Raw genomic sequence first — 23188 nt, 5'->3', positions numbered from 1 at the left:
GTGGGCCGGGCATGGCTCCACAGTGCCCCGGCGAGGTCACCGCGAGGTTGACGCCGGGTTACCGCCAGATCACCGATCCGCGCCGATTGGAACGATCAGAAGTCGAAACCGTCGAACATGTCGCCGATCCCGTCGAACATCCCGCCGATCCCGTCACCGATGGAGCCGATGCCCTCGCCCAGCCCCTCGCCGAGCGCCCCGATCCCCTCGCCCAGGCCGTCGAAACCACCGCCGAAGAGCATCCCCATGAACATCCAGTCCATCGGGCCGAAGCCGCCGAAGTAGCCCGCGGCGTACGGCTGGTAGGCGCGGCCGCCCTGGTAGTACGGCACCCGCCGGTTGCCGACCGTCACCTTGCGGATGTCGGGCTCGGCACCGGCCCGCACGCGCTCGGCGTCCAGGGCGCAGGCCGGGACCTCACGGGCGACCCCGCCGGGCGGTGCGTAGGTGACGTCCTCGGTGGACAGGCCGTGGCGCGGGTCGAAGAAGCACGGCGGTCGGCGCGCCGGCAGCGGCTGGCCGTTGACCCGTGCCCGCACGCACGCCATCGCGTAGCGGGCGTCCTCGAGGATCTCGGTGACGTGCTTGACCTGGTCGGGTGCCGCGATCGAGTCGGCCGCCTTCTTGGCCGCCTCGTAGGCGTCCAGGGCGCGCTGGTAGTCGGCGTTCGCCCCGGCGTCGAGGGCGTGACCTGCGACCTCGGAGTCGAACTCCTGCAGCTCAACCCCGAGCGCGGTGACGTCCTCGAAGGCCAGCTGCCGCACGGGCGCGAGCTCGGCCTCCTTGCGCTCCAGGGCCTTGCGCTGGTTGGCCTTGACCACCGCCACCACCGCGGCACCGGCCACCAGCAGCAGCAGGATCAGCACGAGTCCACCCATGCCCCCAGACTACGGGGCGGGTGGCACGCCCCCCGGACTCAGCGGTTGCTGTAGTCGCGGAACCCGCGCTTGGTCTTGCGGCCGAGGTAGCCGGCCGTCACCAGGTGCTCGAGCAGCGGCGCGGGCGCGAACCCGGGCTCGCGGAACTCCAGGTAGAGCTCGCGCTGGATGGCCAGCGACACGTCGTTGCCGACCACGTCGAGGAGCTCGAAGGGGCCCATCGGGAGCGCACAGCCCTGCTTCATCGCGGTGTCGATGTCGTCGGCGGTGGCGTAGTGCGCCTCGAGCATCTTGATCGCGTCGTTGAGGTAGGGGAACAGCAGCGCGTTGACGATGAAGCCCGCGCGGTCGCCGCAGGAGACCGGCACCTTGCCCAGCTTCGCGCACAGCGCCTGGGCGGTCTCGGTGACGTCCTCGGCCGTGGCGACCGTCGAGACCACCTCGACCAGCTTCATGATCGTGGCCGGGTTGAAGAAGTGCAGGCCGACGACGTCCTGGGGACGGTCGGTGGCGCGGGCGCACTCGATGATGGGCAGCGAGGAGGTCGTGGTGGCCAGGATCGCGCCGGGCTTGCAGATCTCGTCGAGGTTCTCGAACAGGGTGGTCTTGACCTTGAGGTCCTCCGCGATCGCCTCGACGACCAGGTCGACCTGCCCCAGGTCGTCCAGCGAGGTCGAGCCGGTCAGGCGGCCGAGCACCTCGGCCTTGGCCGACTCCTCGAGCTTGCCGCGCTGGATCGCCTTGTCCAGCGAGCGCTCGATGGTGGCGAGCACCCCGTCGACCTTGGACTGCGAGCGCCCGACGAAGACGACGTCGAACCCGCTCTTGGCGAAGACCTCGACGATGCCGCTGGCCATCGTGCCGGTTCCGACCACGCCGACCAGCGAGATGTCGTGCTTGAGCTGGGGGGCGTCGTCGGCCGAGGGGGTCTTGTCGTCGGCCACCACGACGGGGCTGTCGGGACCCTCGTAGCTGTAGAAGCCGCGCCCGGTCTTGCGACCCAGCAGACCGGCGGTGACCATCTGCTTGAGGATGGGGGCCGGGGCGTGCAGGCGGTCGCGACCCTGGCGGTACATCGTCTCCAGGATCTCGTACGCCGTGTCCAGGCCGATCAGGTCGAGCAGGGCCAGGGGGCCCATCGGGTAGCCGCAGCCGTAGCGCATCGAGGCGTCGATGTCCTCGCGGGAGGCGTACTTGCCCTCGTACATCGACACCGCGTGGTTGAGGTAGCCGAAGAGCAGGGTGTTGGCGATGAAGCCGGCCTTGTCGCCGCACACGACCGGGTTCTTGCCCAGGGTCTGCACCAGCGCGGAGACGTCCTCGACGACGCCCGGCTCGGTGACGACGGTGCGCACGATCTCGACGAAGCCCTGCACGGGGGCGGGGTTGAAGAAGTGGACGCCGACGACCCGACCGGGGTGGGCGTTGGCGGTGGAGATCTCGGTGACCGAGAGGGAGGAGGTGTTGGTGGCCAGCACGGCGTCCTCGCGGACGACCGACTCGAGCTCGCGGAAGATGTCCTTCTTCACCGACACCGACTCCACGACCGCCTCGACCACGAGGTCGGCGTCCTTGAGCTCCTGCATCGAGGTCGCGAAGCGCACGCGGCCCAGCAGCTCGGCCTGCTCGGCCTCGCTGAGCTTGCCGCGCTTGACCGCGCGGGCGGTGGAGTTCTCCAGGTGCTGACGACCGCGGGCGGTGCCGTCCTCGTCGACCTCCACGCCGACGACGTCGTAGCCGTGACGGGCGAACACCTCCGCGATGCCCGCACCCATGGTGCCCAGTCCGACGACGCCGATCGTTGTGAATTCACGTGCCATGGGGCGGATCATGCCACGGCACCAGGCCGCCCCGACCTGTGTGTCATCTCACGCGGGACCGCCTGCTCAGTCGGTGAGCGAGGCGACCAGGTCGACCACCTCGGCGGCGCAGCCCCAGCCCAGGGTGACGCCGGCGCCACCGTGGCCGTAGCAGTGCACGACCCGACCGACGGCCTCCAGCCGGATGGCCGGGCGCACGGGGCGCAGGCCCACCTTGTGGCGCACCACGCGGGCCTGCGCGAGCTCGGGCACCAGCGCCGTCGCGCGCCGCAGGAGGTCGGTGGCGGCCTCGGGCGACGGCGTGCGGCTCCACTCCCCGTCCTCCTCGGTGCCCCCGACGACGACCTGGTCCAGCCGCGGCACGACGTACGTCGGCCCGGACTCGTCGAGCACCCAGCGGTCCAGCTCGACGCCCTCGACCAGCACGACCTGCCCGCGCACGGGTCGCACGGTGTGGTCCGCGGCGAGCAGGCGCGCCCCCAGCCCGGCGCAGTCCACGACGACGTCGTCGATCGCCGGCAGCCCGCCCAGGCTCATCCGGGTGATCGTGCCCCCGAGCGACTCCAGACGCGCGCGCAGCCAGGTCAGGTGGACCGGCATGTCGATGACCGGGGCGGTGAAGGACCACGCGTCGGCGTACCCCGGCGGGACGGCGGTGCGACGCAGGTCCGGCACCGCCGAGGACCACCACGGGTCGGGCGTGGGCCGCGGCAGGACCTCGGTGCCCGGCAGCATCCGCACGCCGTGCTCGCGGGGCGTGCCGGTCGCGGCCAGCGCCGCGAACCTGGCGTACGCCGCCGCACCCCACCCGACCACCCGGTCCCGGGGCTCGGCGAGGTAGGGGTACCACAGCGCCGCCGCGACGGCCGAGGTCGACTCCAGGGGCAGGTCGCGGGCCAGCACGTCGACCCGGTGGCCGGCCTCGGACAGCGCGACGGCGCAGGTCAGCCCGACGACGCCGGCACCGACGACCACGACCCGGTCCGCAGCGGGACCCACCTGAGCGCTCACGACGGCCAGCATGGCAGGTAGCGTCCTCCAGCGTGAGACTCGTCGTTGCGCGCTGCCAGGTCGACTACGCCGGCCGGCTGACCGCCCACCTGCCGATGGCCACCCGGGTGCTGATGCTGAAGTCCGACGGCTCCGTGCTGATCCACTCCGACGGCGGCTCCTACAAGCCCCTGAACTGGATGAGCCCGCCCTGCACCGTCCGCGAGGGCCACTCCGAGGACGGCCAGGTCGAGTGGCTGGTGGAGGCCAAGTCGGGCGACAGCCTGCGGATCCTGGTCGAGGAGGTCCTGCACGACTCCTCCCACGACCTCGGGGTCGACCCGGGCCTGCGCAAGGACGGCGTCGAGAAGCACCTCCAGGAGCTGCTCGCCGACCACCCCTCCACCCTGTCCGAGGGCCTCACCCTGGTGCGGCGGGAGTTCCCGACCGCGATCGGCCCGGTCGACCTGATGTGCCGCGACGCCGAGGGCCGCTCGGTGGCGGTCGAGATCAAGCGTCGCGGCGAGATCGACGGCGTGGAGCAGCTGACCCGCTACCTCGAGCTGCTCAACCGCGACCCCGCCCTGACCCGCAAGGGCCCCGTGCGCGGCATCTTCGCCGCCCAGGAGATCAAGCCGCAGGCGCGCGTCCTGGCCGGCGACCGCGGCATCGCCTGCGCGAGCGTCGACTACGACGCCCTGCGTGGCATGGACGACCCGAGCGAGCGGCTCTTCTAGGGCCTCAGGCCGGGGGCCGCAGCGGGAACGTCATCCGGAAGGTGGTGCCGTCCTCACCGGTGGCCACGACCTCGATCGTGCCGGCGTGCGCTTCGACGATGGCCAGGGCGATCGTGAGCCCCAGGCCCGCGCCGGGGGTCTGCTGGGCCACGGCACTGGGCGAGCGGAACAACCGCTCGAAGAGCTGGTCGGGGTCCTCGTCGCCGATCCCCACACCGGTGTCGACGACGTCGATCTCGGCGTCGTTGCCCGACACCCGGAGGACCACGCGCACGGAGCCGTCGCGCGGGGTGAACTTGAAGGCGTTGGAGAGCAGGTTGTCCAGGGCCTGACCGAGGCGGTCGCGGTCGCCGTACATCCCCACGGCGGCGCCCGGGGTCTCGCAGGAGAGCACCAGGCCGTTCTCCTCCGCGCGCGGTCGCCCGGCCTCGACGGCCTCGCGCACGACGCTCTCGAGGTCGATCTCGGCCGAGCGGATCGACAGGCCGGTCTCCTCCATGGCGACCAGGGTGAGCAGGTCGTCGACCAGCCGCAGCTCGCGCTCGGCGCTGCGCATGATGACCGTCAGGAACCGCTGGCCCTGCGGGCTGAGCTCCTCGAGGTCCTGCATCAGCTCGCCGTAGCCGATCATCGAGGTCAGCGGCGTGCGCAGCTCGTGCGAGACGGTCGCGAAGAACTCGTCCTTGACCCGGTCGGTCTCCTCCTGCATCCGGCGCCGCTCGGAGATGTCGCGCACGGCGGCCGAGACCAGCAGGCCCTCGTCGGTCTCCAGGGGCGAGAGGGTGACCTCGACGGGGAACTCCGAGCCGTCCTTGCGTCTTGCGTGCAGGTCGCCGGCCAGCCCCATCGGGCGCGTGCGGGGCTCGTTGACGAAGCCGCTGCGGAAGGCCATGTGCATGCCGGAGAAGCGGTCCGGGACGAGGATCTCGACCTGCTCGCCGACCAGCTCGGCGCGGGCGTAGCCGAACATCTGCTCCACCTGCGCGTTGACCAGCGTGATGATCCCGTCGCGGTTGACGATCACCATGCCGTCCGGAGCGGCCTCGAGCAGCCCGCGGAAGAGCTTGGTCTGGCGGAGCTTCTCGTTGGGCTCGCGCAGGCCGATGCCGACCAGCACCCCCCGGTCCGTGTGGTACGGCGTGAGCGTGAGGTCCACGGCCAGCTGACGGCCCTGGGCGTTGGCGATCCGGGCGTCGCGGACGGTGATCTCCACGCCGTTGTCGATCACGGCCTGGTGGGCCACGCTCTGGAACGCGTGCATCTGCTCGCGCCCGAAGTCGTGCACGCTCAGCCCGAGCAGGTGGTCCACGTCGTACCCGAGCAGCTCGCCGACCGCGTCGTTGGCGTAGACCACCGCGCCGTCGGCGTCGGAGAGCACCAGGGCCTCGTCGACGGACTGGGCGGTGCGCACCAGCGCGTCGAAGCTCTGGTCGCCGTCGTCCTGCAGCAGCTGCATCGTGTCTGTCGTCCGCCCTGGTGCCGTGGTCCCGAGAAGGGCGACCGTCCCCCGACCGGCCGCAGGTCATTGCCTGGGAACCCTACGACCTCCAGACGCCCGGCGCGGACCGAAACGACACGCGTCATCCCAAAAACAGCGCCAGCGACTAGACCAGGTGCTGGGCGTCGCGGATGGCCCGCACGATGCCGGCCATCGACTGCGTCAGGCTGAAGTCCTTCGGCGTGAAGACGGCGGCCACCCCGAGCTCCTTGAGCGCCGTCGCGTCGCGGTCGGGGATGATGCCGCCGACGATCACGGGGGTGTCCCCGAGCCCGGCCTCACGCATCTGGTCGAGCACGTCGGGCACCAGCTCCATGTGGGACCCCGACAGGATCGACAGCCCCACGCAGTGCACGTCCTCGGCGACGGCCGCGGCGACGATCTGGGCCGGCGTGAGCCGGATGCCCTGGTAGACGACCTCGAAGCCGGCGTCGCGGGCGCGCACCGCGACCTGCTCGGCGCCGTTGGAGTGGCCGTCGAGGCCCGGCTTGCCCACGAGCAGCCGCAACCGCCCGCCGAGCTCCTCGCTGGTGGCCCGGACCTGCTCGCGGACCGCGGCCAGCTCCTCGCCGGCCGCCCCGACCGCCTGGGTGACACCCACGGCGCCGGAGACCCCGGTGGGGGCCCGGAACTCCCCGAAGACCCCGCGCAGGGTGCCGGCCCACTCCCCCGTGGTGGCCCCGGCCCGGGCCGCCACCAGGGTGGGCCCGACCAGGTTCTCCTGCGTCTTGGCCGCGGCCGCCAGCGCCTCCAGGGCCCGGTCGACGGCCTCCTGGTCGCGCTCGGCGCGCCACTGCTCGAGGCTCGCCAGCGCCGACCGCTCGGCCTCGGGGTCGGCGGTCTGGATGGCGCCGTCGAGGTCGGAGGTCAGGGGCGAGGGCTCGGTGGTCTCGAAGCGGTTCACCCCGACGACGACGTCCTCGCCGCTCTCGATGCGACCGCGACGGGCGGCGTGCGAGCTGACCAGCGCCTGCTTCATGTAGCCGGTCTCGACGGCGGCGATCGCGCCCCCCATCGCCTGGACGCGATCCATCTCGTCCCGGGCCTCGGTCACCAACCGGTCGACCTCGGCCTCGATGACGTGCGAGCCGTCGAAGATGTCGTCGTACTCCAGCAGGTCGGACTCGAAGGCCAGCACCTGCTGGAGCCGCAGCGACCACTGCTGGTCCCAGGTGCGGGGCAGGCCGAGGGCCTCGTTCCACGCGGGGAGCTGGACGGCGCGGGCGCGGGCGCTCTTGGACAGGGTCACGCCCAGCATCTCCAGGACGATGCGCTGCACGTTGTTCTCCGGCTGGGCCTCGGTCAGCCCCAGGGAGTTGACCTGCACGCCGTAGCGGAAGCGGCGCATCTTCTCGTCGGTCACGCCGTAGCGGTCGCGGGTGATCTCCTCCCACAGCCGCACGAACGCGCGCATCTTGCAGGTCTCCTCGATGAAGCGCACCCCGGCGTTGACGAAGAACGACATCCGCCCCACCACGGTGCCGAAGTCCTCCTCGGCCACCTGGCCGGAGTCGCGCACCGCGTCGAGCACCGCGATCGCCGTGCACAGGGCGTAGGCGAGCTCCTGCGTCGGCGTCGCCCCGGCCTCCTGCAGGTGGTAGCTGCAGATGTTGATCGGGTTCCACTTGGGGATCTCGTTGACCGTGTAGGCGATCACGTCGGTGATCAGCCGCAGGGAGTGCTCGGGCGGGAACACGTAGGTGCCGCGGGAGAGGTACTCCTTGATGATGTCGTTCTGGGTCGTCCCGGCGAGCTGGGCGGCGACCTCGCGCGGCTCGACGCCGGGGTTCTGCTCCTCGGCGACGACCTGGTAGAGCGCCAGCAGCCACATCGCGGTGGCGTTGATGGTCATCGAGGTGTTCATCCCGGTCAGCGGGATGTCGGCGAACAGCTTGCGCATCTCGCCCAGGTGCGGGACCGGCACGCCCACCTTGCCGACCTCGCCGCGCGAGAGCGGCGAGTCGGGGTCGTAGCCGGTCTGCGTGGGCAGGTCGAAGGCGACCGACAGCCCGGTCTGGCCCTTGGCCAGGTTGGTCCGGTAGAGCTTGTTGGACTCGAGGGCCGAGGAGTGACCCGCGTAGGTGCGCATCACCCAGGGACGGTCCTTCTCGCGCCGGGCGCCGGGGGTGTCGTTCATGTCGCCGAGGGTAGGCCCGAGGGCTACCGGTCGGTAAGTCCTGGGACCGCCCCGGCTCGTGCCAGAAAAGTCACACGGCGTCGGCGCGCTCGGCCGGCTCCACCGGGATCATCGAGCGCAGGTGCGAGAGGTGCAGCAGTCGCCGTACGCCGGTCGAGCAGCCACGCAGCACCACCCGGTGACCGCCCCGCTCGGCGACGCGGTTCGCCACCGCCAGCATCTTGAGCGTGGTCATGTCGACCGAGTCCACCCGCGAGATGTCGACCACGACGTCTCCCGGGGTGCGTTCGATCAACCCGTACAGCACCACCCGCAGCTCCGCGGTGCAGCGCACGTCGAGCGATCCCGTGAGCTCGAGCGTGTCCCCGTCGGTCGAGTGCTCCATCACGAGCCTCACCCCCCTTGCCTACCCCTACCCATGATCGACGCGTGGTACGCCTCACAGGTTCCAGGACGCGCCGGAGAGGGCCACGGAATTACGAGACGACACGTCTCATCCTGACCCGGGAGGGGCGTGGGACGCCAGGGACTTATGCCCCGGGAGGGTCGGGCAGCCGCTCGACGTCGGCTCCGACGGCCCGCAGGGCCTCCGCGAAGGAGGGGTAGCCGCGGTCGACGTGGTGCGACTCGGCCACCTCGGTGGTCCCCTGCGCCGCCAGGCCGGCGAGCACCAGGGCGGCCCCGGCCCGGATGTCGTGGGCCACGACCGGCGCCCCCGAGAGGCGCGGGACGCCCCGGACCACCGCGTGGTGGCCGTCGGTGCGCAGGTCGGCCCCCAGGCGGGCGAGCTCCTGGGCGAACATGAAGCGGGCCTCGAACACGTTCTCGGTGATCATCGCGGTGCCGTCGGAGACCGCCGCCAGCGCCATCGCGAACGGCTGGAGGTCGGTGGGGAAGCCCGGGAACGGCAGCGTCGCCACGTCGAAGGAGCGCAGCCGGCGGTGGGCGTGCACCGAGAAGCCGTGCTCGAGCGTGCGCACCTCGGCGCCGGCCCCGACCAGCTTGTCCAGGACGATGTCGAGGTGCTCCGGCACGCCGCCCGAGACGACCACGTCGCCCCCGGCGATGGCGGCCGCGAACACCCAGGTGCCGGTGACGATCCGGTCGGTGACGGTCGTGTGCTCGACCGGGTCCAGCCGGTCGACACCCTCCACGGTGAGGGTGGAGGTGGAGGTGCCGTCGATCCGGGCGCCCATCGCGGTCAGCATCCGGCACAGGTCGACGATCTCGGGCTCGCGCGCCACGTTGTCGATGACGGTGGTCCCCCGGGCGAGCACGGAGGCCATCAGCAGGTTCTCGGTGGCCCCGACCGAGGGGAAGTCGAGCTTGAGGGGGGCACCGACGAGCTCGTGGGCCACCTCGGCCACCACCTGCCCGTGCTCGATGCGCACCGTGGCGCCCAGCTCCTCCAGCCCCGTGATGTGCATGTCGAGGCCGCGCGAGCCGATGGCGTCCCCGCCGGGGAGGGCCACGCTGGCGCGGTGGCAGCGGGCCACCAGGGGGCCGAGCACGGCGATCGAGGCGCGCAGCCGGCGCACGAGCTCGTACGGCGCCTCGGGGGTCAGCTCCTCGGGGACCACGACGACCGCCCGGCCGCTGGTCGAGCCGCTGACGGGGTCGACCACGTCGGGGTAGGTGATCTCGACCTCGCAGCCCAGCCGGCGCAGCAGGTCACCCATCACCGCGACGTCGAGGATGTCGGGGACGTTGTGCACCACCGAGCGGCCCGGGGCCAGCAGCGTCGCCGCCAGCAGCTTGAGCGCGGAGTTCTTGGCCCCACCGACGTGGACGGTGCCCGAGAGGGGCCGCGACAGGGGCCCGTGCGACGCCACTCGGAAGCTGCCCATGCGCCGTACTCTAGTGAGCGCGAGACGTGGGGACCGACCACCTAGGGTGTCGGCATGGTCAACCTCACCCGCATCTACACCCGCACCGGCGACGGCGGCACCACCCGTCTCGGCGACATGAGCGAGACCACCAAGACCGACCTGCGGCTCGAGGCCTACGCCGACGTCGACGAGACCAACGCCCACCTCGGCGTGGTGCTCGCGACCGGCGACCCCGACGGGCTCGACGACGACGTGCGCGAGCTGCTCGTCCACGTGCAGAACGACCTCTTCGACGTGGGCGCCGATCTCTGCACGCCGGTCGTCCCCGACCCGGAGTACCCCCCGCTGCGGATCGAGCCGGACTACGTCGAGCGCCTCGAGCAGTGGTGCGACCACTACAACGAGCAGCTGCCCGCCCTGCGCTCGTTCATCCTCAACGGGGGCACCCCCGCGGCGGCCCACCTCCACGTCGCGCGCACGATCTGCCGACGCGCCGAGCGGGCCGGCTGGGCGGCGTACGCCGAGCACGAGGCGTCGATGAACGTCCTCACCCTGACCTACCTCAACCGGCTCTCGGACCTGCTCTTCATCCTCGCCCGGCACGCCAACCGCGCCGCCGGCGACGTCCTCTGGGTGCCTGGCGGGGAGCGCACGAAGCCGGCCCGGGCCTCCCGGTCGTCGCGCACCCGCGACGACGGCTGAGCGGGACCCCGCTACCGCGAGGGGCGCGAGGGACGTGATCCGGGCGGCCCGGCCTCGAGCCAGGACTGCAAGCCGGTCAGCGAGCTGGGGCTGAGCGCGAGCTCGGTCTCGCCGCGGGGGGTCCGGCACAGCACGACCAGGTGGCCGGCGTACAGGGAGAACTCCTCGGTCCCGACCGGGTCGCGCTGCTGCACCAGGACCAGGTCGTTGCGACGCCAGGCCCGCTTGGGACGCGGCACCGGCGAGAAGATCCGGTACCACTCCAGCGAGTCGTCACGGTAGCGGCCCATGCCCAGCACCCAGCCCTTGCCGCCGGGCTGCGCGGCGTCACGGACGCTGAGCTCGAAGGTGCCGCCGTTGCGGGCCAGGAGCCGTCGGCGGACGACGAGCAGGAGACCGAAGAGCAGCAGCAGGGACAGCACGACGCCGGACGAGTCCAGAACCCACTGCCAGACCGGCATCGATCCCTCGTTCCGCCGTCGAAGGGGTGTGAGTGGCCCACCCTAGGAGATCGCGGAAACGCCAGCAGGGCCGCCCCGTCGATGGGGGCGGCCCTGCTGCGCGTCGTACGTTCCGACCGGTCGTGTACGCCGGGTCAGCCGGCCTGCTCGGCCGCGCGGACCCGAGCCTCGTGCCGCCGGACGGCGGCCTGGGCGTCGTCGTCGTTCTCGCCGCTCTCCTTGGCCCGCTCGAGGTCGTGCCGGGCCTGCTCGAGGTCGATCTCGTGCGACATCTGGGCGTGCTCGGACAGGATCGAGACCCGGTTGTGGGCCACGGAGAGGAACCCCGCGTCCACGGCCGCGATCCAGGTCTCGCCGTCGGTGGTCTGCACGTCGACGACGCCGTCCACCATCAGCGAGAGCAGGGGGGCGTGGTTCGGCAGGATGCCGACGTCACCCTCGGTCGTGCGGGCGACGACCATCTTCGCCTCGCCCGACCACACCAGACGGTCGGCGGCGACCAGCTCGACCCGCAGGCTGTCGTCGCTCACGACTACTCCCCGGTCTGCTTCTGGATCTCGGCCCACTTCTTCTCGACGTCGTCGAGACCACCGCACATGAAGAAGGCCTGCTCGGCCACGTGGTCGTACTCACCGTCGGCGATCTTGTTGAACGCCTCGATGGTGTCGGCCACGGGGACCGTCGAGCCCTCGATGCCGGTGAACTGCTTGGCCACGTAGGTGTTCTGCGACAGGAACCGCTGGATGCGACGGGCCCGCGAGACGATGACCTTGTCCTCCTCGGACAGCTCGTCGACACCGAGGATCGCGATGATGTCCTGGAGCTCCTTGTTGCGCTGCAGGATCTGCTTGATCCGGATGGCGCAGTCGTAGTGCTCCTGGCCGATGTACTGCGCGTCGAGGATCCGCGAGGTCGAGGTCAGCGGGTCCACGGCCGGGTAGATGCCCAGCGAGGCGATCTCGCGGGACAGCTCGGTCGTGGCGTCCAGGTGGGCGAACGTCGTGGCCGGCGCCGGGTCGGTGTAGTCGTCGGCGGGGACGTAGATCGCCTGCATCGAGGTGATCGAGTGACCGCGCGTCGAGGTGATCCGCTCCTGGAGCTGACCCATCTCGTCGGCCAGGTTGGGCTGGTAGCCCACGGCCGAGGGCATCCGACCCAGCAGGGTGGACACCTCCGAGCCGGCCTGGGTGAACCGGAAGATGTTGTCGATGAAGAGCAGCACGTCCTGGTTCTGCACGTCGCGGAAGTACTCCGCCATCGTCAGTGCGGACAGCGCGACCCGCAGGCGGGTGCCCGGCGGCTCGTCCATCTGGCCGAAGACGAGGGCGGTCTGGCCGATGACGCCGGCCTCCTCCATCTCGACGATGAGGTCGTTGCCCTCACGGGTGCGCTCGCCGACACCGGCGAACACCGAGACGCCACCGTGGTCCTTGGCGACGCGGGCGATCATCTCCTGGATCAGCACGGTCTTGCCGACGCCGGCACCACCGAACAGGCCGATCTTGCCGCCCTGGACGTAGGGGGTGAGCAGGTCGATGACCTTGATGCCGGTCTCGAACATCTGGGTCTTCGACTCGAGCTGGTCGAACGAGGGCGCCTGGCGGTGGATGCCCCAGCGCTCCGTGACGTCCAGCTCCTCGCCCTCCTCGAGGTTGAGGCACTCGCCGAGCGCGTTGAAGACGTGGCCCTTGGTCACGTCGCCCACGGGCACGGAGATCGGGTTGCCGGTGTCGCGCACCTGGGCACCGCGGACGAGGCCGTCGGTGGGCTGCAGCGAGATCGCGCGGACCATGCCGTCACCGATGTGGAGGGCGACCTCCATCGAGAGGATCCGCTTCTCCCCGCTCAGCTCGAGCTCGACCTCGAGCTTGTTGTACATCTCGGGCATGGCGTCGGCAGCGAACTCGACGTCCACGACCGGGCCGGTGACGCGGGCGATGCGGCCCACCCCGCCCTGGTCCTTCTGGGTCTTGTGCTCATCAACAGTGGCAGTCATGTCTCTCACTCACTCCCGGCGTTCGCGTCGGCCAGCGCGTTGACGCCACCGACGATCTCGCTGATTTCCTGGGTAATGCCGGCCTGGCGTGCCTGGTTGGCGATTCGGGTGTACTTCTTGATCAGCTCGTCGGCGTTGTCCGTCGCCGACTTCATCGCCTTCTGACGGGCGGCCAGCTCGGAGGCGGCCGCCTGCAGCAGGGCGAAGAAGATCCGGCTCTGGACGTAGCGCGGCAGCAGCCCGTCGAGGACCTCCGACGGCGACGGCTCGAACTCGTAGAGCGGCAGGACCTCGGAGTCCGAGGGCTTCTCCTCGCCCTCGACGACCTCGAGCGGCAGCAGCCGCACGGTGGTCGGCTCCTGCACGAGCATCGACTTGAAGCGCGTGTAGACCACGTGCACCTCGTCGACACCCTCCGACCCCTCGAGCGCACGGCTCTCGTCCGGGTGCTCCGGGTCGTGCAGGAAGGCGCCGATCAGCGCCTCCCCGATCTCGCGCGCCACCTCGTAGCTGGGCTGGTCGGAGTGACCGGTCCAGGTCTTCACCACGGGACGGTTGCGGAACCGCAGGTAGCCCTCGCCCTTGCGTCCGGAGACGTAGAGCTCGACCTCCTTGCCCTCGTCCTTCAGCTTCTGGGTGAGGCGCTCGGACTCCTTGAGCACGCTCGAGGAGTAGGCACCGGCCAGCCCGCGGTCGCTGGTCACGATCAGCACGGCGACCCGCTTGGGGTCCTCGGGCTCCGTGGTCAAGGGGTGCTCGACGTTGGAGAAGGTCGCGACGGCCGAGACCGCACGCGTCAGCTCACGGGCGTACGGCGCTGCCGCCTGTGCCCGCTGCTGCGCCTTGATGATCCGGGACGCAGCGATGAGCTCCATGGCGCGCGTGATCTTCTTCATCGACTCGGTCGACTTGATCCGCGCGCGGTACTCACGCAGCGATAGAGCCATGGGTGGTCAGCTCCGCTTCTGCTTGACGATCTGCTCCTGCTCGACGTCGTCGTCGTCCAGAGCCTCGGCCTCGGCTTCCTTGCCGGGCTTGATCGAGTTGCCCTCGGAGGTCTCGAACTGGTCCAGGAACGAGTCGTAGGCGTCCTTGACGCCGGCCTCGTCCTCGAACTTGCCGCTCTCGCGGATGCCCGAGAGCAGCCCGTCGTGCGAGCGGTGCAGGTAGTCCAGGAACTCCTGCTCGAAGCGCAGGACGTCGTCGGTGGGGACGCGGTCCAGGCCACCCGAGGTGCCGAGCCAGAGCGAGACGACCATGTTCTCCAGCGGGTACGGCGAGTACGCCGGCTGCTTGAGCAGGGCCATCAGGCGCTGACCGCGGTCCAGCTGCTGGCGCGACGCGGCGTCGAGGTCGGAGGCGAACATCGCGAACGCCTCCATGGCGCGGAACTGCGCCAGCTCGACCTTGAGCGAGCCGGTGACCGACTTCATCGCCTTGGTCATGGCCGCACCGCCCACGCGGGAGACCGACACACCGACGTCGATGGCCGGGCGCTGGTTGGAGGCGAAGAGGTCCGACTGGAGGAAGATCTGGCCGTCGGTGATCGAGATGACGTTGGTCGGGATGAAGGCCGACACGTCGTTGGCCTTGGTCTCCACGATCGGGAGGCCGGTCATCGAGCCGTGTCCCAGGTCGTCGGACAGCTTCGCGCAACGCTCGAGCAGGCGGCTGTGCAGGTAGAACACGTCGCCGGGGAACGCCTCGCGGCCCGGCGGGCGGCGCAGCAGCAGAGACACGGCGCGGTAGGCGTCGGCCTGCTTGCTCAGGTCGTCGAACACGATGAGGACGTGCTTGCCGTCGTACATCCAGTGCTGACCGATGGCCGAGCCGGTGTACGGCGCGAGGTACTTGAAGCCCGCGGAGTCGGAGGCGGGAGCGGCCACGATGGTCGTGTACTCCAGCGCGCCGGCCTCCTCGAGGGCGCCACGCACCGAGGCGATGGTCGAGCCCTTCTGGCCGATGGCGACGTAGATGCAGCGCACCTGCTTGTCCGGGTCACCGGACTCCCAGTTCTGGCGCTGGTTGATGATCGTGTCGATCGCGATCGTGGTCTTGCCGGTCGAGCGGTCGCCGATGATGAGCTGGCGCTGGCCGCGGCCGATCGGGGTCAGGGCGTCGATCGCCTTGATGCCGGTGGCCAGGGGCTCGTGCACCGACTTGCGCGCCATCACGCCGGGAGCCTGGAGCTCCAGGGCGCGACGCTCGTCGGACTCGATGTCGCCGAGGCCGTCGATGGGGGTGCCGAGCGGGTCCACGACGCGGCCCAGGAAGTTGTCGCCGACGGGGACGGACAGGATCTCGCCGGTGCGGCGGACCTTCTGGCCCTCCTCGATGCCGTCGAACTCACCGAGGATGACGACACCGATCTCACGGGTGTCCAGGTTCAGGGCGAGGCCCAGGGTGCCGTTCTCGAACTCCAGGAGCTCGTTGGCCATGGCCGAGGGGAGGCCGGACACGCGGGCGATGCCGTCACCGGCCTCGGCGACGACGCCGACCTCTTCCTTGCTGGACGCGTCCGGCTGGTAGTCCGACACGAACTTCTGCAGCGCGTCCCGGATCTCTTCCGGACGGATCGAAAGCTCCGTCATTGTTCGTCCCTACTCTCTGGTGCTGATGGTCGTCGGTGAAGTGCTGGGTGGGCCGGTCAGCCGGCCAGTCTGCGTCGTGCGTCGTCGAGCCGGCTGGAGACCGTGCCGTCGATGACGTCGTCACCGATCTCCACGCGCACCCCGCCGAGGACGTCGGGGTCGACGACGACGTTGAGGTGGACCTTGCGGCCGTACTGGCTGCTCAGCGCCTCGCGGAGACGCGAGGTCTCCTGCTCGGTGAGCTCGTGGGCCACCACGACCTCGGCCACGCTCTGCCCGTGGGCGTCGGCGGCCAGCTTCTGGTACTCCTCGATCCCCACCACCACGCTGCGGTGGCTCCCGGCGAGGGCCTGCTGGGCCAGCCGGAGGGTGGCCTGGAGGGTACGGCCGCCGAGGATGTCGGCGAGCAGGCGGCTCTTGTCCTGCGTCGACCGTGCGGGGTCCGAGAGCGCGGTGCGCAGGTCGCCCTGCTCCCCCAGCATCCGGGCGACCGCGAACAGCTCGTCGGAGAGCCGGTCGGAGTCGTCGCCCGCGGAGCTGACCACGGCGACCACACCGAGGTGCTCCAGGGCGTCCGCGAGGTCGCGCGGACGCGTCCACCGTCGCTCGACGCCGTCGGCGACGAGCTCGAGGGCGGCGTCCCCGACCTTGCCGGAGAGGATCCCCCGGACGAGGTCGGACTTGGCCGAGGCGTCGGTGGACGGGTCGGTCACGACCCGGCGCAGCCCCGGCTCGGAGCGCAGCAGGGTGGCCACGCCGAACAGGTCCTCGCCCAGCCGGGACGCGTCCTCACCGCTGACGCCCTGGACCCGCTGGGTCAGGGCGTCGAGCGCCTCGCGAGAGGCGCCACGCAGGTCGGAGACGGACATCAGCTGGCCCCGGGGGTGGTGGAGCCGGCGTCAGCCGCGCGCTCGTGCATCTCGAGGTCGGCCAGGAACCGGTCGACCACGCGGGAAGCGCGGTCCTCGTCCTCCAGGCTCTCGCCGACGATGCGTCCGGCCAGCGAGGTGGCCAGGGAGCCCACCTCGGCCCGCAGCGAGGTGACCGCCTGCTGGCGCTCGGCCTCGATCTGGGACTTGCCGTTCTCGACGATGCGGGCCGACTCCTGCTGAGCCTGCTCGCGCATCTCGGCGACGATCTGCGCCCCCTGCTCACGGGCCTCCTCACGGATGCGCGAGGCCTCGTGCTTGGCCTCGGAGAGGCGCTGCTCGAGCTCGGCGAGCTTGGCGTCGGCCTCGGCCTGCTTGGTCTCGGCCGCCTTCAGACCGCCCTCGATGGCGGACGTGCGCTCGGCGAACGTCTGCTCGAAGTTGGGGACGACGTACTTCTTCGCGAGGAAGTAGAGCAGGCCGAACACCACGATCGAGAGAACGATCTCGATCGGGTGCGGGACCAGCGGGTTGAGCTTCTCCGCCAGGGGGTTCAGGTACATGTGAGTCCTTCAGGAGGGCAGGGTCACGAGATGACGAAGGCGAGGGCGATACCGATGATCGCCAGGGCCTCGGCGAGCGCGAAGCCCAGGAACGCGATGGTCTGCAGGCGACCCTGAGCCTCGGGCTGACGCGCGACGCCCTGGATGTAGGCGGCGAAGATCAGGCCGATGCCGATGCCGGGGCCGATGGCGGCGAGGCCGTAGCCGACCATGTTGACGGAGCCGTTGAGAGCCAGCGAGAGCATGGCTGTTTCCTTTCGATTGATGCACAGGTGGTTGTTCAGTTGTGGTCGTGCACCCGGCCGGGGCCGGGACGTTCGGGTGGGCTCAGTGCTCGTCGGCGATGGCGCCGGCGATGTAGAGCGCGTTGAGCAGCGTGAAGACGTAGGCCTGGAGGAACTGCACCAGCACCTCGAGGAAGGCGATGGCGATGAACATCAGCCACGCCAGGATGCCGACCGGCTTGATCAGGCCCGCGCCGTGGACCAGGAGGTACTCCCCGCCCAGCGAGAACAGGATCAGCAGCAGGTGACCGGCGAGCATGTTGGCGAAGAGTCGCAGGGCCAGCGTGAGCGGGCGGACCAGGATGTTGGAGAGGAACTCCAGCGGGACGAGCAGGAAGAGCATCGGGCCGTGCACGCCCGGGGGCACGCACTGGTGCTTGAGGTAGGCGAGCACACCGTGCTTGGCCTTGATGCCGGCGCCGAGGTAGACCAGCCAGCTGATCAGGGCCAGGCCGTAGACCAGGCCCGAGCGGGAGAAGGTCGGGAACTGGAGGAACGGGATGGTGGCCATCACGTTGTTGAACAGCACGAAGAAGAACAGCGCGAACAGGAACGGGACGTAGCGCATGAAGTCCTTGGACCCGATGATGTCGCGGCCCAGGGAGTTGCGGACGAACCCGTAGCCGAGCTCACCGACGTACTGCAGCTTGCCCGGGACCATCGAGCGCTTGGCCGAGGCGATCCGGAAGAACACGAAGACGAGGACGGCCGCGAGCACCAGCTGCACCATCGGCTTGGTCACCGCGAGGTACATCGGCTGACCCAGGAACTTGAACTCGCTGCCCGGCCCGATGGGAGGCAGGTTGAAGTCCGCGGGGCCGGGGGGAGTGAACTTCTCCGCGTGGACGAGGAGCGTGGGGATCAGGCTCACTGCTTCTCCTGTGTCGGGGGAACGGTCGGTGACGTCGGTGCTGCCGGTGCGGTCCTCGAGGCTGGTGCGACGGGTTCAGGCGCGAGCCTGAACCTGGACCAGGTCAGGAAGACCCCCAGCACGGCGCCCACCACGACCCCGAGCGCGACGAGGAACGTCGTCCCGAGCCACCGATCTGCCAGCCAGCCCAGGAGTCCGTAGAAGAAGACCCCGGAGACCAGGTAGCCGAAAGCGTGCCAGGGGTCGCCACTCGCAAACGTGTCGCGCGCCGGGTCCTGCTGAGCCATTGCGTCGGGAGCGTAGCAGTCGGTCGAGGTCACGGAACACGCACCTTCGGGGCCCCGGAGGCGGGCGCGGGGTCGGCGGTGGCGGTCCCACCGGACGGGTCCGTGGCGCCAGCCGGACCGGAGTCGAAGGCGAGCACGCGTGAACGCGCGTGACCCACCAGGTGCGCCAGGGACCACGCGACCCCGGTGACGGCCACGCCGCCCGCGACCCAGCGGGTGGCGACGACGCGTCCCACGAACCCGGTCGCCTCGAGCGCGTAGAACCCGGCGGCAGCCACGACCACGACCATCAGGAAGGTCGTCATGGCCACCACCAGCGAGGTCTGGGGACTCACGGCGGTCGCGGAGGCGACCAGGAGGGCACCGGCGAAGAGGAGGACGAGCGACAGTCCACCGCCCACGACCGCGCCCCAGGCCGCCGACGACCCGACCAGCAGGGCGCCCAGGATCGCGAGGAGTGCGACGGGGACGGCCGTGGCCGCGCCAGCACCCAGGAGGACTCGGTGAGTCGTCCCTCGGGTCTGCCCCTGGGCGGGGCGGGCGGTCGTCGTCATTGGCGGCCTCGTCGTCGTCGTCTCGAGGACTCTTTCACGTGCGTGACGTGAATGTCATCAGGCGGTTCACAGCGCTTGTGAAAGTTAGCACAAAGTCTGCGGACCTCAGAATCCGTCCCCACCACCTCCAGGTGCGTGGGGAGGCGCAGCGGACCGTGCCGGCGGGCCGTGGTCAGGTCGGCAGGTGGTCCTCGGCCCAGAGGTCACCGGGGCGCTGGACGCGGGGCACGACGAAGGTGAGCACCACGGTGAGGACGAAGCCGACGGCGAGGGCGGCCCAGGTCAGCGGGCCGGAGTAGAGACCGACCAGGACGCCGCCGAAGGCGATCAGGCCGGCCCACATCCACATGATCAGCACGGCCCGACGCTGGCTGTGGCCGATCTCGAGGAGCCGGTGGTGCAGGTGCTCCTTGTCGGGCTGGTAGAACGCCTGGCCGCGGCGCGTGCGGCGCACGACGGCCAGCACCAGGTCCGCGAGCGGCACCACCATGATCGAGATCGGGAGCAGGATCGGCAGCAGCATCAGCAGGAACCCGTTGCCCGAGCTCTCCACCGAGACGCTGGCGAACTGGCCGGTCAGGGTGAGCGCGGAGCCGGAGAGCACCAGGCCGAGCAGCATCGAGCCCGAGTCGCCCATGAAGATCCGGGCCGGGAAGAAGTTGTGGGGCAGGAACCCCAGGCAGGCGCCGCCCATCGCGGCGCACAGCAGCGCGGCGGTGATGGCCAGGGTCTCGCCGTTGGTGTCGGCCAGTCGGTAGGAGAAGAAGAAGAAGGCCAGCGCCCCGATCAGCACCACGCCCCCGGCCAGCCCGTCGAGGCCGTCGACGAAGTTCACGGCGTTCATGGTCCCCACGACCAGCAGCACGGTGAGCAGGCCGGCCTGGGTCGGGTCCAGCGAGAGCTGGCCGTAGACGGGGAGCTTGATCGAGAACAGCTTGACGTCGTTGAGGACCAGGAAGCCGGCCGCGACGATCTGGCCGCCCAGCTTGGTCAGGGCGTCGAGCTCGATCAGGTCGTCCAGGACCCCGACGGCGCAGATCATGGCGCCGGCGATGAGGACGTAGCCCGCGTCGTGGAAGACGAACGGCTGGGAGGTGCTCAGGAACGGCAGGTGGCGGGCGAGGAGGAAGCCCGCCCCGAGCCCGCCCAGCATCGCCACGCCGCCGAAGTACGGGATCGGGGCGGCGTGCACGTCGCGGTCGCGCACCCGGGCGACCGCGCCGGAGCGGATCGCGGCCTCGCGGGCGAAGACGCACAGCAGGTAGCTGACGACCGCGGCCACCAGGAAGACCAGGAGGTACTCACGCACCGCGGTCCTCGGGCGACCCCTCGTCCCCGGAGGCTGCGCCGTCCCGGGGGTCGGGGTGCTCGGACGACGCGTCCTCCGCGGCGGGGGCGTCGTCGTCCGCGGGCTGCTCGGCGGGGTCCTCAGCAGCGGGGTCCTCGGCAGCGGGCTCGTCGTCGTCCTCGTCGTGCTCGTCGTGCTCGTCGTGCTCGTCGACCAGGGTGGTGCCGAGCTCCTCCAGGGCCGCGGCGAGCACGGCACGGTCGATCGCGCCCTCGCGGAGGACCAGGGGGCGCTCCCCGGTGCAGTCGACGATGGTGGACGCGACCGCGCCCGCGCTGGGTCCGCCGTCGAGCAGGACCTCCACGGAGCCGCCGAGCATCTCCTCGGCGGCGTCGGCGTCGGTCGCGGCGGGACGGCCCGTCAGGTTGGCCGAGGACACGGCCATCGGGCCGGTGCGGCCCAGCAGCTCCAGGGCCCCCTCGTCGTCGGGCATCCGCACGGCGACCGTGCCGCGGGCCTCCCCCAGGTCCCACCGCAGGGAGGGCTGCTGACGGCAGACCAGGGTCAGCGGACCGGGCCAGAAGCGCTCGACCAGCCCCTGGGCCCAGTCGGGCAGCTCGGTGGCGAGCGCCTCGAGGGTGGTCGCGGCGGAGACCAGGACCGGGGGCGGCATGTCGCGACCGCGCCCCTTGGCGTCGAGCAGCCGCTGGACGCCGTCGGCGTCGAAGGCGTCGACCCCGAGGCCGTAGACGGTGTCGGTCGGCAGCACGACCAGCTGCCCCCGGCGCACGGCGGCGACGGCGGCGGCGAGGCCTGCCTCGCGCTGCGCGGGGTCGGTGAGGTCGAAGCGCTCGCTCACCGACGGCTCCTGCGGACGGCCGGGGTGCTCATGGGGTCATCGTGCCAGCCGCGCCGTCACGAACCGCGCACGACCTGCCAGGTCCTCGTGGTCGCGCACGTGGGACCAGCGACCGGCGTCGAGGAACACCTGCGCCGCCGACTCCCCCTGCACGTCGGCGTGCTCGGCCCCGACCCAGCCCCCGGGGCGCAGCAGCCGGGCCGCCTCGCGCTCCAGCACACGCATTGCGTCCAGGCCGTCCTCCCCCGACCACAACGCCAGCGACGGGTCGTGGTCGCGGGCCTCGGGGGCCACGCTCGCGAACGCCTCCAACGGGATGTACGGCGGGTTGCAGGCCACCACGTCGACGGTGCCGTCCAGCTCGGGGAAGGCCCCGGCCATGTCGCCCAGGCGCAGGTCGACCCCCGTGGCGGCGAGGTTGCGCTCGGCCCAGGCGTGGGCGTCGGGGTCGAGCTCGACCGCGTGGACCTGGGCGGGCGCGACCTCGTGGGCCAGGCTGGCGGCGATGGCCCCCGAGCCGGTGCACAGGTCGACCAGGACCGGGGTCCGCCCCGCGGCGAGGACCTCGACGGCCCGGTCCACCGCCCAGCCGGCCAGCAGCTCGGTCTCGGGCCGCGGCACGAACACCCCGGGGCCCACGGCCAGCTCGACGTGGCGGAACGCGGCCGTCCCGGTGAGGTGCTGCAGCGGCTCGCGGGCGGCGCGGCGCCCCACCAGCAGGTCGTACGCCGTCACCCGGTCGGCTGCGACCTCCTCGACCAGCGGCAGCCGGCCCCGGGTGGTGCCGAGCACGTGCGCGAGCAGCTCGGCGGCGTCGTGCTCGGGGCTGGCCACGCCCCCGGCCGCGAGCCGGGCCGCGGCGTCGCGCAGCAGTGGTCGGACCCTCGCCGGGGTGCTCACTCGCCGAGCGCCTCGAGCCGCGCGGTCAGGTCGGCCTGGACGCAGGAGTCGACGACGGCCTCCAGGTCGCCGTCCAGCACCCGGTCGAGGTCGTAGGACTTGTAGCCGGTGCGGTGGTCGGAGATCCGGTTCTCGGGGTAGTTGTAGGTGCGGATCCGTTCGGAGCGGTCGACCGTGCGCACCTGGGAGCGCCGGGCGTCGCTGGCCTCGGCGTCGGCCGCCTCCTGGGCGGCGGTGAGAAGCCGCGCGCGGAGGATCCGCATCGCGGACTCCTTGTTCTGCAGCTGCGACTTCTCGTTCTGGCAGCTGGCCACGATGCCGGTCGGCAGGTGGGTGATCCGCACGGCCGAGTCGGTGGTGTTGACGCTCTGCCCGCCGGGGCCGCTGGAGCGGTAGACGTCGATGCGCAGGTCGTTGTCGTTGACCTGCACGTCGACCTGCTCGGCCTCGGGCATCACCAGGACGCCGGCCGCGCTGGTGTGCACGCGGCCCTGGCTCTCGGTGACCGGCACGCGCTGGACGCGGTGCACGCCGCCCTCGAACTTCAGCAGGGCGTACGGCGCCTCGCCGGGCGCCGGGGTGCCCTTGGCCTTCACCGCGAGGGTCACCGACTTGTAGCCCCCCAGGTCGGACTCGGTGGAGTCCAGCACCTCGGTCGACCAGCCCCGCCGCTCGGCGTAGCGGGTGTACATCCGCAGCAGGTCGCCGGCGAACAGCGCGGACTCCTCGCCGCCCTCGCCGGACTTGATCTCGAACAGCACGTCCTTGCCGTCGGCGGCGTCGCGGGGCACCAGCAGGTGGCGCAGCCGCTCCTCGGCGACCAGACGGGCCCGCTCGAGCTGCTCGGCCTCCTCGGCGAAGGCCTCGTCCTCGCCGGACAGCTCGCGGGCGGCCTGGAGGTCGTCGAGGACCTGGAGCCACTCGCCGTGGGCGCGCACGATGGCGCTGAGCTCGGCGTACCGCTGGTTCAGGCGCCGGGCCAGGCCCTGGTCGGCGTGCACCGAGGGATCGGCCAGCTTGGTCTCGATCTCGGCGTGCTCGGCAGCGAGGGATTCGACGGCTTCGAACACGGGG

24 protein-coding genes are annotated in these 23188 nt (G+C 71.2%); 2 read left to right on the top strand and 22 right to left on the bottom strand.

Annotation, left to right across the window (positions count from 1 at the left end; genetic code table 11):
* Positions 1-95 precede the first annotated feature (95 nt).
* The 3 genes from ACYVDA_RS13705 to ACYVDA_RS13695 all read right to left on the bottom strand — a co-directional run bounded on the left by ACYVDA_RS13705 (position 96) and on the right by ACYVDA_RS13695 (position 3709).
* Entirely contained in the window at positions 96-878 is a 783-nt protein-coding gene (locus ACYVDA_RS13705) for a hypothetical protein (RefSeq protein ID WP_460818942.1), read from the bottom strand.
* A gap of 38 nt (positions 879-916) precedes the next feature.
* The gene (locus ACYVDA_RS13700; RefSeq protein ID WP_460818941.1) at positions 917-2698 is read right to left on the bottom strand and encodes a 3-hydroxyacyl-CoA dehydrogenase family protein; all 1782 of its coding nucleotides are present in this window, start codon (positions 2696-2698) and stop codon (positions 917-919) included.
* A gap of 66 nt (positions 2699-2764) precedes the next feature.
* Entirely contained in the window at positions 2765-3709 is a 945-nt protein-coding gene (locus ACYVDA_RS13695; RefSeq protein ID WP_460818940.1) for an FAD-dependent oxidoreductase, read from the bottom strand.
* A gap of 32 nt (positions 3710-3741) precedes the next feature.
* Between ACYVDA_RS13695 and nucS the strand changes: the two genes are divergently transcribed.
* Positions 3742-4425 (top strand): endonuclease NucS, encoded by a 684-nt coding sequence (gene nucS, locus ACYVDA_RS13690; RefSeq protein ID WP_460818939.1) that lies wholly within the window; start codon positions 3742-3744, stop codon positions 4423-4425.
* A gap of 4 nt (positions 4426-4429) precedes the next feature.
* Here nucS and ACYVDA_RS13685 read toward each other — a convergent pair whose 3' ends face one another.
* The 4 genes from ACYVDA_RS13685 to murA form a co-directional block, all read right to left on the bottom strand.
* Positions 4430-5881: a PAS domain S-box protein gene (locus ACYVDA_RS13685; RefSeq protein ID WP_460818938.1), complete on the bottom strand. Its 1452-nt coding sequence runs from the start codon at positions 5879-5881 to the stop codon at positions 4430-4432.
* 148 nt (positions 5882-6029) lie between these two features.
* Entirely contained in the window at positions 6030-8060 is a 2031-nt protein-coding gene (locus ACYVDA_RS13680) for a protein meaA (protein WP_460818937.1), read from the bottom strand.
* 70 nt (positions 8061-8130) lie between these two features.
* Positions 8131-8457 carry an STAS domain-containing protein gene (locus ACYVDA_RS13675; protein WP_460818935.1) on the bottom strand — a complete coding sequence of 109 codons (327 nt, stop codon included), beginning with the start codon at positions 8455-8457 and terminating at the stop codon, positions 8131-8133.
* A 133-nt stretch (positions 8458-8590) separates the two neighbouring features.
* Positions 8591-9907, bottom strand: coding sequence for a UDP-N-acetylglucosamine 1-carboxyvinyltransferase (gene murA, locus ACYVDA_RS13670; protein ID WP_460818934.1), 1317 nt, complete (start codon positions 9905-9907; stop codon positions 8591-8593).
* Positions 9908-9961: 54 nt separating this feature from the next.
* Here murA and ACYVDA_RS13665 point away from each other — a divergent pair, with 54 nt between their 5' ends.
* Positions 9962-10591 carry a cob(I)yrinic acid a,c-diamide adenosyltransferase gene (locus ACYVDA_RS13665; protein ID WP_460818933.1) on the top strand — a complete coding sequence of 210 codons (630 nt, stop codon included), beginning with the start codon at positions 9962-9964 and terminating at the stop codon, positions 10589-10591.
* Between the two features lie 11 nt (positions 10592-10602).
* Here the strand turns inward: ACYVDA_RS13665 and ACYVDA_RS13660 are convergent, their stop codons facing one another.
* From ACYVDA_RS13660 to prfA, 15 genes are all read right to left on the bottom strand, one after another.
* Positions 10603-11052 carry a DUF2550 domain-containing protein gene (locus tag ACYVDA_RS13660; RefSeq protein ID WP_460818932.1) on the bottom strand — a complete coding sequence of 150 codons (450 nt, stop codon included), beginning with the start codon at positions 11050-11052 and terminating at the stop codon, positions 10603-10605.
* Between the two features lie 134 nt (positions 11053-11186).
* Positions 11187-11582, bottom strand: coding sequence for a F0F1 ATP synthase subunit epsilon (locus ACYVDA_RS13655; protein ID WP_460818931.1), 396 nt, complete (start codon positions 11580-11582; stop codon positions 11187-11189).
* Between the two features lie 2 nt (positions 11583-11584).
* A complete protein-coding gene (gene atpD / locus ACYVDA_RS13650) occupies positions 11585-13048 on the bottom strand; it encodes a F0F1 ATP synthase subunit beta (protein WP_460818930.1) in 1464 nt (487 codons plus the stop codon).
* A gap of 5 nt (positions 13049-13053) precedes the next feature.
* Positions 13054-13995: a F0F1 ATP synthase subunit gamma gene (locus ACYVDA_RS13645; RefSeq protein ID WP_460818929.1), complete on the bottom strand. Its 942-nt coding sequence runs from the start codon at positions 13993-13995 to the stop codon at positions 13054-13056.
* A gap of 6 nt (positions 13996-14001) precedes the next feature.
* Positions 14002-15639, bottom strand: a complete 1638-nt coding sequence (atpA, locus tag ACYVDA_RS13640) for a F0F1 ATP synthase subunit alpha (protein WP_460818928.1) — start codon at positions 15637-15639, stop codon at positions 14002-14004.
* A gap of 56 nt (positions 15640-15695) precedes the next feature.
* On the bottom strand, positions 15696-16508 hold the full coding sequence (locus ACYVDA_RS13635) for a F0F1 ATP synthase subunit delta (RefSeq protein ID WP_460818927.1): 813 nt from the start codon (positions 16506-16508) through the stop codon (positions 15696-15698).
* Positions 16508-17065 carry a F0F1 ATP synthase subunit B gene (locus tag ACYVDA_RS13630; protein ID WP_460819084.1) on the bottom strand — a complete coding sequence of 186 codons (558 nt, stop codon included), beginning with the start codon at positions 17063-17065 and terminating at the stop codon, positions 16508-16510. Before ACYVDA_RS13630 ends, ACYVDA_RS13635 begins: the two co-directional genes overlap by 1 nt.
* A gap of 29 nt (positions 17066-17094) precedes the next feature.
* Positions 17095-17316: an ATP synthase F0 subunit C gene (atpE, locus tag ACYVDA_RS13625; RefSeq protein WP_460818926.1), complete on the bottom strand. Its 222-nt coding sequence runs from the start codon at positions 17314-17316 to the stop codon at positions 17095-17097.
* A gap of 82 nt (positions 17317-17398) precedes the next feature.
* The gene (gene atpB / locus ACYVDA_RS13620) at positions 17399-18226 is read right to left on the bottom strand and encodes a F0F1 ATP synthase subunit A (RefSeq protein ID WP_460818925.1); all 828 of its coding nucleotides are present in this window, start codon (positions 18224-18226) and stop codon (positions 17399-17401) included.
* Positions 18223-18513 carry a hypothetical protein gene (locus tag ACYVDA_RS13615; protein ID WP_460818924.1) on the bottom strand — a complete coding sequence of 97 codons (291 nt, stop codon included), beginning with the start codon at positions 18511-18513 and terminating at the stop codon, positions 18223-18225. Before ACYVDA_RS13615 ends, atpB begins: the two co-directional genes overlap by 4 nt.
* A 29-nt stretch (positions 18514-18542) precedes the next feature.
* Positions 18543-19067, bottom strand: a complete 525-nt coding sequence (locus tag ACYVDA_RS13610) for a hypothetical protein (protein WP_460818923.1) — start codon at positions 19065-19067, stop codon at positions 18543-18545.
* 172 nt (positions 19068-19239) lie between these two features.
* Positions 19240-20376 carry a glycosyltransferase family 4 protein gene (locus tag ACYVDA_RS13605; protein ID WP_460818922.1) on the bottom strand — a complete coding sequence of 379 codons (1137 nt, stop codon included), beginning with the start codon at positions 20374-20376 and terminating at the stop codon, positions 19240-19242.
* On the bottom strand, positions 20369-21214 hold the full coding sequence (locus ACYVDA_RS13600) for an L-threonylcarbamoyladenylate synthase (protein WP_460818921.1): 846 nt from the start codon (positions 21212-21214) through the stop codon (positions 20369-20371). Before ACYVDA_RS13600 ends, ACYVDA_RS13605 begins: the two co-directional genes overlap by 8 nt.
* Before the next feature lie 36 nt (positions 21215-21250).
* Positions 21251-22114, bottom strand: a complete 864-nt coding sequence (gene prmC / locus ACYVDA_RS13595) for a peptide chain release factor N(5)-glutamine methyltransferase (RefSeq protein ID WP_460818920.1) — start codon at positions 22112-22114, stop codon at positions 21251-21253.
* Entirely contained in the window at positions 22111-23184 is a 1074-nt protein-coding gene (gene prfA, locus ACYVDA_RS13590; protein ID WP_460818919.1) for a peptide chain release factor 1, read from the bottom strand. The genes prmC and prfA overlap by 4 nt, the downstream gene beginning before the upstream one ends.
* Positions 23185-23188: the final 4 nt, after the last annotated feature.

The sequence above is a fragment of the Nocardioides korecus genome (genome assembly GCF_054778395.1).
The sequence above is the reverse complement of the archived record's forward strand: the minus strand, read 5'-3'. Positions and strand labels throughout refer to the sequence as shown.